The 11,930-nt window shown below is 61.5% G+C and carries 12 protein-coding genes; 7 read left to right on the top strand and 5 right to left on the bottom strand.

The window, feature by feature from the left end:
- Positions 1-23 precede the first annotated feature (23 nt).
- Entirely contained in the window at positions 24-1,340 is a 1,317-nt protein-coding gene (locus ACM6IV_RS17315; protein ID WP_414870927.1) for an MFS transporter, read from the top strand.
- A gap of 120 nt (positions 1,341-1,460) precedes the next feature.
- Here the strand turns inward: ACM6IV_RS17315 and purT are convergent, their stop codons facing one another.
- The 5 genes from purT to ACM6IV_RS17290 all read right to left on the bottom strand — a co-directional run bounded on the left by purT (position 1,461) and on the right by ACM6IV_RS17290 (position 4,922).
- On the bottom strand, positions 1,461-2,642 hold the full coding sequence (gene purT / locus ACM6IV_RS17310) for a formate-dependent phosphoribosylglycinamide formyltransferase (RefSeq protein ID WP_102900595.1): 1,182 nt from the start codon (positions 2,640-2,642) through the stop codon (positions 1,461-1,463).
- Positions 2,643-2,741: 99 nt separating this feature from the next.
- On the bottom strand, positions 2,742-3,209 hold the full coding sequence (locus ACM6IV_RS17305; RefSeq protein ID WP_414870926.1) for a preQ0 transporter: 468 nt from the start codon (positions 3,207-3,209) through the stop codon (positions 2,742-2,744).
- 337 nt (positions 3,210-3,546) lie between these two features.
- Positions 3,547-3,756 (bottom strand): DUF1289 domain-containing protein, encoded by a 210-nt coding sequence (locus ACM6IV_RS17300; protein ID WP_414870925.1) that lies wholly within the window; start codon positions 3,754-3,756, stop codon positions 3,547-3,549.
- On the bottom strand, positions 3,753-4,277 hold the full coding sequence (locus ACM6IV_RS17295) for a gamma carbonic anhydrase family protein (RefSeq protein WP_414870924.1): 525 nt from the start codon (positions 4,275-4,277) through the stop codon (positions 3,753-3,755). The genes ACM6IV_RS17300 and ACM6IV_RS17295 overlap by 4 nt, the downstream gene beginning before the upstream one ends.
- 45 nt (positions 4,278-4,322) lie before the next feature.
- Entirely contained in the window at positions 4,323-4,922 is a 600-nt protein-coding gene (locus tag ACM6IV_RS17290; protein ID WP_414870923.1) for a CoA pyrophosphatase, read from the bottom strand.
- 147 nt (positions 4,923-5,069) lie between these two features.
- Between ACM6IV_RS17290 and ACM6IV_RS17285 the strand changes: the two genes are divergently transcribed.
- The 6 genes from ACM6IV_RS17285 to ptsP all read left to right on the top strand — a co-directional run bounded on the left by ACM6IV_RS17285 (position 5,070) and on the right by ptsP (position 11,920).
- Entirely contained in the window at positions 5,070-5,621 is a 552-nt protein-coding gene (locus tag ACM6IV_RS17285; protein WP_122609587.1) for an NUDIX hydrolase, read from the top strand.
- Positions 5,622-5,669: 48 nt separating this feature from the next.
- A complete protein-coding gene (locus tag ACM6IV_RS17280; protein WP_414870922.1) occupies positions 5,670-6,185 on the top strand; it encodes a L,D-transpeptidase family protein in 516 nt (171 codons plus the stop codon).
- A 276-nt stretch (positions 6,186-6,461) separates the two neighbouring features.
- Entirely contained in the window at positions 6,462-7,193 is a 732-nt protein-coding gene (locus ACM6IV_RS17275) for a GntR family transcriptional regulator (RefSeq protein WP_102900597.1), read from the top strand.
- Between the two features lie 24 nt (positions 7,194-7,217).
- Entirely contained in the window at positions 7,218-8,324 is a 1,107-nt protein-coding gene (nagA, locus tag ACM6IV_RS17270) for an N-acetylglucosamine-6-phosphate deacetylase (RefSeq protein ID WP_414870921.1), read from the top strand.
- Positions 8,305-9,327, top strand: a complete 1,023-nt coding sequence (locus ACM6IV_RS17265; RefSeq protein WP_414870920.1) for an SIS domain-containing protein — start codon at positions 8,305-8,307, stop codon at positions 9,325-9,327. Before nagA ends, ACM6IV_RS17265 begins: the two co-directional genes overlap by 20 nt.
- 79 nt (positions 9,328-9,406) lie before the next feature.
- On the top strand, positions 9,407-11,920 hold the full coding sequence (gene ptsP, locus ACM6IV_RS17260; RefSeq protein WP_414870919.1) for a phosphoenolpyruvate--protein phosphotransferase: 2,514 nt from the start codon (positions 9,407-9,409) through the stop codon (positions 11,918-11,920).
- Positions 11,921-11,930 lie beyond the last annotated feature (10 nt).

Below are 11,930 nucleotides of genomic sequence, written 5' to 3'. Positions count from 1 at the left end.
TCATGACTGTCAGGGATCACCGCATGACGACCAGTACCGCTTACAGCGCCACCGCGCCTGCACAACCGACCAATTCCGCCACCCGCGTGGCCACGGCGAGTTTTATCGGCACCGCGATCGAGTTCTACGATTTCTATGTCTATGCCACCGCGGCTGCGCTGGTGATCGGGCCGGTGTTCTTTCCGCAGACGTCCGGCACCGCACAGATGCTTTCGGCTTTCCTGACTTTTGGTATCGCCTTTCTGGCCCGGCCGCTGGGCTCGGCGTTGTTCGGCCACTTTGGTGACCGCATCGGGCGTAAATCGACGCTGGTCGCCTCCTTATTGTTGATGGGTGTGTGTACGACGCTGATTGGCGTGCTGCCGGGCTACGACAGTATCGGGGCCTGGGCGCCGATTCTGCTGTGTGTGCTGCGCTTCGGTCAGGGCCTGGGACTGGGCGGCGAATGGGGTGGCGCTGCGTTGCTGGCCACGGAAAACGCGCCGAAGGGCAAACGTGCGTGGTTCGGCATGTTCCCGCAGCTCGGGCCTTCGATCGGCTTTCTCGCCGCGAACGGTTTGTTCCTGACGTTGGCCATGACACTCACTGACGAGCAGTTCCGCAGTTGGGGCTGGCGGATTCCTTTTCTGCTCAGCGCGGCGCTGGTGATGGTCGGCCTGTACGTACGCCTGAAACTCCATGAAACCCCGGTGTTCGCCAATGCCATCGCTCGTCAGGAACGGGTGAAAGTGCCGCTGGTCGAGCTGTTCAGTCAGTACTGGGCGCCGACATTGCTGGGCGCGGCGGCGATGGTGGTTTGCTATGCGCTGTTCTATATCTCGACAGTTTTTTCCTTGAGCTACGGTGTGTCGACGCTGGGCTACAGTCGCGAGACATTCCTGGGCCTGCTGTGTTTTGCCGTGCTGTTCATGGCCGCTGCGACGCCTTTGTCAGCCTGGGCCAGCGACCGTTACGGGCGCAAACCGGTGCTGCTCATTGGTGGCGTGCTGGCGATCCTTTCCGGGTTTCTGATGGAGCCGTTGCTGACTCAGGGCTCGACCTGGGGCGTGGCGCTGTTTCTGTGCATCGAGCTGTTCTTGATGGGCGTGACGTTTGCGCCGATGGGCGCACTGTTGCCTGAACTGTTTCCAACCCACGTGCGTTATACCGGCGCTTCGGCGGCGTATAACCTGGGCGGTATTGTCGGGGCCTCGGCGGCGCCGTTCTTTGCGCAGAAGCTGGTGGCGATGGGTGGTTTGAGTTATGTCGGCGGGTATGTGTCGGGCGCGGCGGTGCTGAGTTTGATTGCGGTGCTGTGTTTGAAAGAGACGCGGGATAACGATCTGAATCGGGCGGCCTGATAGAAGATCAAAAGCTTCGCGAGCAAGCCCGCTCCCACACGGTCATTGGTTGGCCACAGATATTGTGTCCAACCAAATCCCACGTGGGGGCGGGCTTGCTCGCGATGGACGCGACGCGGTTTAGAGCTCGACCACAACAGCCTGAGCAGCGCGAGTCGCCTTGGCACGTGCTGCCTCGATCGACTCATCCCGCGCCAGCGCCACGCCCATGCGACGCTGACCGTTCACTTCTGGTTTACCGAACAGACGCAACGCCGTATCCGGTTCGCTCAACGCCGCGCCGAGGTTGGCGAATGCAGTCTGGGTCGACTGCCCTTCCACCAGAATCACCGCCGAAGCCGATGGCCCGAACTGACGGATCAGCGGCACCGGCAAGCCCAGAATGGCGCGAGCGTGCAGCGCGAACTGCGACAGATCCTGGGAAATCAGCGTCACCAGACCGGTGTCATGCGGACGCGGCGACACTTCGCTGAACCACACCTGATCACCTTTGATGAACAGCTCAACGCCGAACAGGCCACGGCCACCCAGCGCTTCCGTTACCGCTTTGGCAACGCGCTCGGATTCAGCCAGGGCAATCGGGCTCATGGCTTGCGGCTGCCAGGATTCCTGATAATCGCCCTTCTCCTGACGGTGGCCGACCGGCGCGCAGAACGTGGTGCCGCCGATGTGACGCACGGTCAGCAGGGTGATTTCGTAATCGAAATCGATGAAACCTTCGATGATCACCCGGCCTTTGCCGGCGCGACCGCCCTCTTGTGCGTAATCCCAGGCTTTCTGCACGTCATCGGCGCTGCGCAGCAGGCTTTGGCCCTTGCCCGACGAACTCATCACTGGTTTGACGACGCATGGGAAACCCAGGTCCTCAACGGCTTTGCTGTAATCCTCGAAAGTGTCGGCAAAGTGGTAAGGCGAGGTTGGCAGATCCAGCTCTTCAGCGGCCAGACGACGGATGCCTTCGCGGTTCATGGTCAGTTGCGCAGCGCGTGCGGTCGGGATCACGGTGAAGCCTTCGGCTTCCAGTTCGACCAGGGTGGCGGTGGCAATGGCTTCGATTTCCGGCACGATGAAGTGCGGCTTCTCAGCTTCGATCACAGCACGCAGGGCGGCGCCGTCGAGCATGTTGATGACGTGGCTGCGATGGGCAACCTGCATCGCCGGCGCGTTGGCGTAACGATCGACGGCAATCACTTCAACGCCCAAGCGTTGCAGCTCGATTACCACTTCCTTGCCCAACTCACCACAGCCACACAGCAATACGCGGGTCGCGGTTGGCGACAATGGAGTTCCGATACGGGTCATCTCAGGTCCTCAAAGAAGCGGATCATCGAGAAAAGCACGCCAGACGCGCTTTCCATGGGGAGAAAGCGCGGCATTTTACATGAACCTGAGGCTTTGGCTTCAGCCGGCGACAGCCTGTTTACGCTCGCGCCAGGCCATGATCAGCCAGACGGCGGTGACGCCGGCGAACTTCGAGGCCAGCGCGGTGATGATCACTGGCGGCGTCAGCAGGTCGATCATGCCGAAGAAAATAAAGGTATCGAGGGGAATGCTCAGCGCCGAACTGATCCACAAGCGATCGCGCAACGGTCGCTTGGTGATGCTGAACACCAGCCAGTCGATGACCTCGGACACTGCGAACGCCGTGGCGCTGGCCAGTGCGATGGACGGATCGGAGGTGACATAAGACAGCACCAGCGCCGCCAGCATCGCCACGAGTGCGCCGTGGCCGAAGCGGGTTTGCACCATGTCGCGCAACACGAACACCAGCCCGCCCCAGGCCGACCAGATGATGTCGAGGTGCGGCGCGGTAGAGAAGGCGAAGTTGATCAGCACAACGCTGCTGATGTAGGCGATGAGGAAAATCATGGAGGCGACCTGTCAGATTGGCGCACAGGTTACTTGACCGGCAAATCAAGAGCTACCCCCTCACCCCAGCCCTCCCGAAACGTCGGACCGCCCCCAAGGGGGCGAGGGGGAAAGGGAGCAGATCTTCGTTGAATCGCCCCCCGAGTTCGACTCGATAACGCAGTTCGGTGCAGTTCGAACAATCCCTCTCCTTCAGACGAGGGAAAAGGGAGCCGATCAGGGGCCTTTCAAATCCTGAGTTCGACTCAATCGTTCAGGTCGGCGTATAGCGTAAGACACCTCGGTCAGTCCCCTCTCCCTCTGGGAGAGGGTTAGGGTGAGGGCATTTTGAGGTCGGTCACGATTTCGAAGGGATCATCCACACCAACCCACTCGCCTTGGCCCGCTCATGACACAACCCCAGCACCACCCGGCGCTCGTCATTGCTCATGCGGCCCCAACGGGTGATCTCAGCGACTGTACGCTGGCAGCCAGTACAAACATCATCCTCATCCAGCGCACAAATATTCACGCACGGCGAGGCAACGGGTCTTTCGGCTGTGTTCATTCTTCCTGCTCAACCAGATCGCGGGCATAACGCTGGGCGTTATGCACATAGTGGGCGGCGCTGGCTTCAAGCATCTTCTTCTGCGGTTCGGTCAGCTCGCGCACGACTTTGCCTGGCGAGCCCATCACCAGCGAACCGTCCGGAATTTCCTTGCCCTCGCCGATCAGTGAGTTGGCGCCGATGATGCAGTTCTTGCCGATCTTCGCGCCGTTGAGAATCACTGCGTTGATGCCAATCAGGCTGTAATCGCCGACGGTACAGCCGTGGAGCATGGCGTTGTGGCCGATGGTCACGCCGGTACCGATGGTCAGCGGAAAACCCATGTCGGTGTGCATCACCGTGCCGTCCTGCACATTGCTGTTCTTGCCGATCAGGATCAGTTCGTTGTCGCCGCGCAGCACCGCGTGGAACCAGACGTTGGCGCCCTCTTCCAGTCTGACCTTGCCCACCAGCACGGCATTGGGAGCAACCCAGCTCTGCGGATGGGTCTCGACACGGGCGTCGCCCAAGCGGTATTTCATCTTGTTTTCCTCAGGGCTCACGATGGTGGCCATTCGCGCGATGGCTCAGGTGTTGATAAAGCTTTTAGGAGGCTGGTGCAGACTGATCTTGGCGTCATAGAGCAGATTGATCAACTCGACGATCATGATCGCCGTCAGCCCCCAGATCTTGAACTCGCCAAATCGATAGCTCGGTACGTACCAGCTCCGCCCCTGGTAATCGATGCGGTGGGTGTGTTCGCGGGGGTCTTTGCGGAAGAATTCGAGGGGAACGCTGAACACCGCGGCGATCTCGGCATCGTTGGCCAGGTACTCGACATAGTCGGGGATCACGCCGACGTACGGTGTAACTTTGATGCCATGCAGGGAGATCAGCGGACTGAGCGGGCCGATGATTTCGACCAGGCCCGGCGGCAGCCCGATCTCTTCTTCAGCTTCGCGCAGGGCGGTGAAGATCAGGTCCGGGTCTTCCGGATCGCGGCGCCCGCCGGGGAAGGCGACTTCGCCGCCGTGGGTCGAGAGACCGCTGGCACGCAGGGTCAGGACCAGTTCCGGCTCGTCACTGCGGGTGATCGGCACCAGAACGGCGGCCTCGGGGAAACGTGTGTCGGTCTCCAGCGTGCGCGGTGTGTGGTTGCTTACCCTATGCAGTAGCTCGTCCAGCATGAGTGTTCTCGATCTGTGCCTTACCCTGCATCATGCACCAATCGCTGCGAGCGCCCAAGCCCCCGAAACCGGTCGTGTCGCGAAACGACAACTTGCCGACCGACACCGCTGCACGCCAAGATAGGCGCAGCATTCAGGAAGCCCAGCATGAAATTTTGCAGCCACTGCGGTAACCCGGTCACCCAGCGCATTCCCGAAGGCGATTCGCGGCTGCGATTTGTCTGTGACAGCTGTCAGACCATTCACTATCAGAATCCCAATATCGTCGCCGGTTGCGTACCGACCTGGGGCACGAAAGTGTTGCTCTGCCGCCGTGCCATCGAGCCGCGTCTCGGTTACTGGACGTTGCCCGCCGGTTTCATGGAGAACGGCGAGACCATCGAGCAGGCCGCCGTACGCGAAACCGCCGAAGAGGCCTGCGCCCGGGTGCGCAACCTGAGCATCTACACGCTGATCGATGTGCCGCACATCAGTCAGGTGCACGTGTTCTTCCGCGCCGAGCTGGTTGATCTGGACTTCGCCGCCGGCCCCGAGAGCCTCGAAGTGCAACTATTCGACGAAGCTGACATTCCCTGGGACGAGCTGGCTTTCCGCACGGTGGGGCGTACCTTAGAATGCTTCTTCGCGGATCGGCGTATCGAGGCCTACCCGGTACGTTCGGAATCGATTCCGCCGCTCGCTCAGCCTGCCATCACCTAAAATATCCATAACTGAAATATCTGCGTCACTCCTTGGGGAATCGTTTCAATGCGCTGGTTGCTTGCCCTGTTGTGCCTGTCGTTCGTTACCGTCTCCCAAGCGTCCTTCGTGACCACTGTGACGCCTTCGAATACGCCTCTTATTGAAAAAGTCCTGGTACTCAAATCGGCTCATCAATTGCAGCTGATCGCCGACGGCAAGCCGCTGAAGACCTATCGTATTTCCTTGGGCAAAGGTGCGAAGAAAGGCCCGAAACTGATAGAGGGCGACAAGCGCACGCCAGAAGGGTTCTATTGGATCGACTGGCGCAAGACCAGCGACAAATTCAATCTGTCGATGCACATTTCCTACCCGAACATCAGCGATTCCGCACGCGCCCGGCGTGAAGGCGTCGAGCCCGGCGGAATGATCATGATCCACGGGACGCCGGATTCGGAAGAAACCCCGGAAGATCTGTTCCACACCCTCGACTGGACTGACGGCTGCGTCGCCATGCGCAACGTTGATATGCGTGAAGTGTGGAATCTGGTGCCGGACGGCACGATGGTCGAAATCCGCCCTTAACCACTGGTCGGCTTAAAAAAATAAATCAAAGGATCGCAGCCTGCGGCAGCACCTACAGGGGTTGATACCACTTCCCACCGTAGGAGCTGCCGCAGGCTGCGATCTTTTGCTTTGTATAGCCCACCTTTAATACCACTTCAAACCAGACCCTTCTGCACCCGCCATTTCACTGGACCAACCACCGATTAGCCGCGTTGACATGGTATTCAAGTGGTATTAATTTCCGCCCCACAAGCGAGCCACAACAATCCTATACTCGCGACGGAAATGCCCTACATGAACGACCTCCACGCCCTACGTCCCGATGACTCCCAGCCGACGCCGCTGTACCTGCAGCTGGCACGCAATCTGGAAGCCGCGATTCATGCCGGGCAGTGGAAGTCCGAGCAGGCAATGCCTTCGGAACGCAACCTCAGCGAGCAACTGGGCATCTCCCGGGTGACCGCACGCAAGGCGCTGGAAGTTCTGCTCGATCAAGGCCTGATCCGTCGCCTGCAAGGCTCCGGCACTTTCATCACGCCACGCCTCGAACAACCGCTGTCGCGCCTTTCGGGGTTCAGCGAGATGCTGCGCCTCAAGGGCTTCGTGCCCAGTTCGCAATGGCTGGAGCGCGAAATCACCCTGCCGACTCATGAAGAATTGATCCGTCTGAGCCTGTCGCCGAATGACAAGGTCGCGCGCATGAAGCGTCTGCGCAAAGCCGATGACACGGTGATGGCCATCGAAATGAGCACCCTGCCCGCCTCGATCATGCCCAAGCCGCAATTGGTCGGCGATTCACTCTACGAATACCTCGACGGCATCGGCAAACCGATCGTTCGCGCCCTGCAGCACATTCAGGCGATCAACGCCTCGGACGAATTCGCCGCGCTGGTCGGCATCGCCCCCGGCACCGCCATGCTGCTGATGACCCGGGTCGGCTACCTCGAAGACAACACGCCGATCGAAGTGACCGATACCTATTGCCGCAACGACTACTACGACTTTGTTGCAGAGCTGCGCCGCTGAGAGCGGCCCAAAGCGAGAACCAAAATGTCCGAAGACAACATCCTCACCGCCAGCGGCTGGATTCGCGGCCGGCTGGTCCACGAACACGGCAAAGTCGTATCGATCGAAGGCGTGCCCTGCGATCCGGCCGACAATGACTTGCCGTATCTGCTGCCGGGTTTTATCGACCTGCACGTCCATGGCGGCGGTGGCAAAGACATCATGGAAGGCGCCAGCGCCTTCGAAACCATCACCAAAACCCACGTGCGTTTCGGCACCACCTCGCTGCTGGCCACCACCATGACCGCGCCGAGTGCCGAGATCTCCAGCGTTTTGAAGGAAGTCGGAGCATTCTGCGAACAGCGTCCGCAAGGTGCCGCGCGGGTCCTCGGCGTGCACCTCGAAGGCCCGTACATCAATCCGGGAAAACTCGGCGCACAACCGAACTTTGCCCACACCGCGCTGATGGCCGAAGTCGAAGAATATCTGGCGCTGGCGCCGATCCGGGTGATCACCATCGCCCCGGAAATCGCCGGTCACGACGGCTTGATTCGTGAGCTGAGCAGCCGTGGCATCCGCATGCAGATCGGCCACACCCTTGGCAGCTACGAGGAAGGCGTCGCCGCCCTTGAGGCCGGCGCCACCAGTTTCACGCATTTGTACAACGCCATGAGCCCGCTGCATCACCGCGAACCGGGCATCGTCGGCGCGGCACTGGCTCACGCCAAATTCGCCGAGCTGATTCCCGACTTGCTGCATGTGCATCCCGGCGCGATCCGCGTGGCCCTGCGCTCGATCCCCTGCCTGTACTGCGTCACCGATTCGACCGCCGCCGCCGGCATGCCCGACGGTGAATACAAGCTCGGCAGCCACACCGTGACCAAATGCCTGGGCGGCGTACGCCTGCCGGACGGCACGTTGGCCGGCAGCACCCTGACCATGGATCAGGCCCTGCGCAACCTGGTGAAGATCGGTTTGCCGATCGCCGAGGCTTCGCAGCGTCTGTCGCAATTCCCCGCCGATTACCTCGGCATCAACGAACGCGGGCGCCTTGCACCTGGCGCCTGGGCCGACTGCGTGCGGCTGGATCGCTCACTCACACTGACCGCCGTCATGGTCGAAGGAGAAGACATTGACTTCAAAAATGCTTGAGGAGGCGCTGTCCTCGTTCGAGGCCGTGCAAGCCCAACTGCAACAGCTCGACCCGGCAATGATCGAGATCGCCGGACGCCTGCGCCGTCAGCCGCCGCAAGTGGCAATGACCGTCGCCCGCGGCAGCTCCGACCACGCGGCGAGCTACTTCGCCTACCTGACCATGCAGCAACTGGGTGTGCCGGTGGCGTCGTTGCCGATGTCGGTGGTGACCATGCAACAGGCGCCGTTGAAGGTCAGCGGTCAGGTTGCGTTCGCGTTCTCGCAATCGGGGCAGAGTCCGGATCTGGTCAACAGCCTGCGTCTGTTACGCAAACGTGGCGCACTCAGTGTGTCGATGGTCAACGCCGCCGATTCACCACTGGAAGCCGCGTGTGAATTCAGCCTGCCACTGCTCGCCGGCACGGAAAGCAGCGTTGCCGCAACCAAAAGTTTTATCGCCACCCTCAGCGCCAGCGCTCGTTTGATCGCGCACTGGAAAGAGGACAGCGAATTGCTCGAGGCTGGCAAGGCCTTGCCCGAAGGCCTGCGCGCAGCCGCCAAACAGGACTGGAGCGTGGCCATCGAAGCGCTGCGCGATTGCGAGCGCCTGATGGTCATCGGTCGCGGTGCCGGTTTTGCCATCGCCCAAGAGGCGGCGCTGAAGTTCAAGGAAACCTCAGCGATTCAGGCTGAAGCGTTCAGCAGCGCCGAAGTGCGTCACGGCCCGATGGCGTTGATCGATGAACACTATCCGTTGCTGGTCTTCGCTCCGCGCGGTGCCGAGCAGGCAGGTCTGTTGAGCCTGGCGGCAGAAATGCGTCAACGCGGTGCCCGGGTCTTGTTGGCCGCGCCGGATGATGTCAGCGAACGCGACCTGACCCTGACCCGCGCCGAGCACCCGGCCCTTGATCCGATTCTGGCGATCCAGAGTTTCTACGTGATGGCCGCCGGTCTGGCCGTGGCCCGCGGTATGGACCCGGATCAGCCACGCCACCTGAGCAAAGTGACCCGCACGCATTAATTGAAGTAAACCTGCAGGAGTTACCGAAAGCTGCTCCTGCAAGGACATCGAACCGAGATTTAACCGATGAGACCGAGCCATGCACAACAACAATAAAGAGCTGATCCTCAGCGCCCCGCTCAGCGGCCCGGTGCTCACGCTCGCCAAAGTCCCGGACGCGGTGTTCGCCAGCGGCGCGATGGGTGACGGCATTGCCATCGATCCGCTCAACGACACACTGTACTCGCCATGCGCCGGGGTGATCATTCACGTCGCCCGCACCGGCCACGCGCTGACTGTACGCGCCGACAATGGCGCAGAAATCCTCCTGCATCTGGGCCTCGACACCGTTGAGTTGAACGGCGACGGCTTTTCGATGCTGGTCAAGGATGGCGCGCGCGTCAGCAAGGGTCAGCCATTGCTGCGTTATGACCAGGACAAGGTTGGCCAGCAATGCAAAAGCCTCGTCAGCCTGTTGATCCTGACCAACAGCCAGGATTTTCAGGTGCGGCCGATCACGCTCAAAGCTGTGAAAGTCGGCGAGCCGTTGCTGCACATTGTGGCGCGCAACCTATTGGTGACGAGTGCAGAAGTCGTCGGCGGGCCTGAGGCTCATGGGCGTGTGTTGGTGGCTCATCGCGGCGGTTTGCATGCCCGCCCGGCCGCGTTGATTCGGCAGACTGCGCAAGGTTTCAAAAGCCAGTCGCAACTGCACTTCGCTGGCAAATCGGCGCCGTGCAACAGCCTGATCGGTCTGATGGGCCTGGCGGTGGGCGAACGGGACCAAGTGCAGATCAGTTGCCAGGGCCCGGACGCTGAAGCGGCGCTGCAAGCGTTGCTCGCGGCATTGGCTACGGCGTTGCCGGAGGATCATCACGCGACAGCACCGCTGAGTGTCGCACCGCTTAAGCGTCCGGCCGAGGCTGGCGTGTTGCACGGCGTATGCGCTGCGCCGGGACTGGTCGGTGGGCCGCTGTTTCGTCTGAACGCGATCAGTTTGCCGAAGGATGCGGGCAATCATGATCCGCTACAGCAACAGCAGGTGCTTGAAGGCGCCCTGGCTCAGGTGCGCAATGAAATCGACGCCACCCTCGCGCAAGCCAAAAAACACAAGAGTGCCGACGAAGAAGCGATCTTCGCCGCGCACCTGGCGCTGCTGGAGGATCCGGCGCTGCTCGATGCCGCGCAGCAAGCCATCAAACAAGGCACCGCAGCCACTCACGCCTGGAGCCAGTCGATCGACGTGCAATGCGAAGTGCTGCAGCACACCGGCAGCGCACTGCTGGCCGAACGCGCCAACGATCTGCGCGACCTCAAGCAACGGGTATTGCGCGCCCTGCTCGGCGAAGCCTGGCATTACGATGTGCCGGCCGGTGCCATCGTCGCTGCCCACGAACTGACACCCTCGGATCTACTGCAACTCAGCGCCCAGGGTGTCGCCGGGTTGTGCATGGCCGAGGGCGGCGCGACATCGCACGTGGCGATTCTCGCTCGCGGCAAAGGTCTGCCGTGCATCGTGGCGTTGGGTTCTGCCTTGCTTGATCAGCCACAAGGCGAAGCGGTGGTACTCGATGCGGATGGCGGTCGTCTTGAACTGACCCCGAATGGCGAACGTCTGGCGGAGGTTCAGCAGGCGCAACTCGACCGTCAGCAACGCCGCGAGGCGCAACAAGCCAAGGCTCACCTGCCAGCAGAAACCCGTAACGGCGTGAGCATCGAAGTCGTCGCCAACGTCGCTTCCAGCGCTGAAGCGGCGGACGCCTTCGCCAACGGCGCCGATGGCGTCGGTCTGCTGCGCACCGAATTTCTTTTCGTTGATCGCCAGACCGCGCCGGATGTCGAAGAGCAGCGTGCGGCCTATCAAGGCGTACTGGATGCGATGGGTGAGCACTCAGTGATCATCCGCACTATCGACGTCGGCGGCGACAAGCAACTCGACTACCTGCCGCTGCCCATCGAAGCCAACCCGGTGCTCGGTCTGCGCGGCATTCGTCTGGCTCAGGCCCGCCCGGAAATCCTCGACCAGCAATTGCGCGCGTTGCTGCAAGTCAGCCCGCTGCACCGTTGCCGGATCCTGCTGCCGATGGTCACCGAAGTCGATGAACTGCTGCACATTCGCCAGCGCATCGATGCGTTGTGCCAAGAGCTGAACATCACCCAACGCCCGGAAATCGGCGTGATGATCGAAGTCCCCGCCGCCGCGCTGCAAGCCGAACAACTCGCCGAATACGCCGACTTCCTCTCGATCGGCACCAACGATCTGTCGCAGTACACCCTGGCCATGGACCGTGATCATGCAGGGCTTGCCGCCCGCGTCGACGCCCTGCACCCGGCGCTGCTGCGGCTGATCGCCATGACCTGTGAAGGCGCGGCGGTGCACAAGCGTTGGGTCGGTGTCTGCGGCGCCCTCGCCTCCGACCCGTTGGCCACGCCAGTGCTGGTTGGTCTGGGCGTGACGGAGCTGTCGGTCAGCCCGGTGCAGATCGGTGAAATCAAGGATCGCGTGCGCCAGGTGCACGAAGCCGAATGTCAGCGCCTCAGCCGCGACCTGCTCAAACTAAGCAGCGCCGCCGCCGTTCGCCACGCCTGCCACCAGCATTGGCCGCTGCCCTAACAACAAGCTC

This window comes from Pseudomonas sp. IT-347P (assembly GCF_949768005.1).
Lineage (GTDB): Bacteria > Pseudomonadota > Gammaproteobacteria > Pseudomonadales > Pseudomonadaceae > Aquipseudomonas.
The sequence above is the reverse complement of the archived record's forward strand: the minus strand, read 5'-3'. Positions and strand labels throughout refer to the sequence as shown.

Excerpts from the sequence above, each read along its gene's own strand:
- ACM6IV_RS17315 (WP_414870927.1), top strand. The coding sequence starts at position 24 with ATGACGACCAGTACCGCTTACAGCGCCACCGCGCCTGCACAACCGACC.
- purT (WP_102900595.1), bottom strand. The coding sequence starts at position 2,642 with ATGACCCGTATCGGAACTCCATTGTCGCCAACCGCGACCCGCGTATTG.
- ACM6IV_RS17305 (WP_414870926.1), bottom strand. The coding sequence starts at position 3,209 with ATGATTTTCCTCATCGCCTACATCAGCAGCGTTGTGCTGATCAACTTC.
- ACM6IV_RS17300 (WP_414870925.1), bottom strand. The coding sequence starts at position 3,756 with ATGAACACAGCCGAAAGACCCGTTGCCTCGCCGTGCGTGAATATTTGT.
- ACM6IV_RS17295 (WP_414870924.1), bottom strand. The coding sequence starts at position 4,277 with ATGAAATACCGCTTGGGCGACGCCCGTGTCGAGACCCATCCGCAGAGC.
- ACM6IV_RS17290 (WP_414870923.1), bottom strand. The coding sequence starts at position 4,922 with ATGCTGGACGAGCTACTGCATAGGGTAAGCAACCACACACCGCGCACG.
- ACM6IV_RS17285 (WP_122609587.1), top strand. The coding sequence starts at position 5,070 with ATGAAATTTTGCAGCCACTGCGGTAACCCGGTCACCCAGCGCATTCCC.
- ACM6IV_RS17280 (WP_414870922.1), top strand. The coding sequence starts at position 5,670 with ATGCGCTGGTTGCTTGCCCTGTTGTGCCTGTCGTTCGTTACCGTCTCC.
- ACM6IV_RS17275 (WP_102900597.1), top strand. The coding sequence starts at position 6,462 with ATGAACGACCTCCACGCCCTACGTCCCGATGACTCCCAGCCGACGCCG.
- nagA (WP_414870921.1), top strand. The coding sequence starts at position 7,218 with ATGTCCGAAGACAACATCCTCACCGCCAGCGGCTGGATTCGCGGCCGG.
- ptsP (WP_414870919.1), top strand. The coding sequence starts at position 9,407 with ATGCACAACAACAATAAAGAGCTGATCCTCAGCGCCCCGCTCAGCGGC.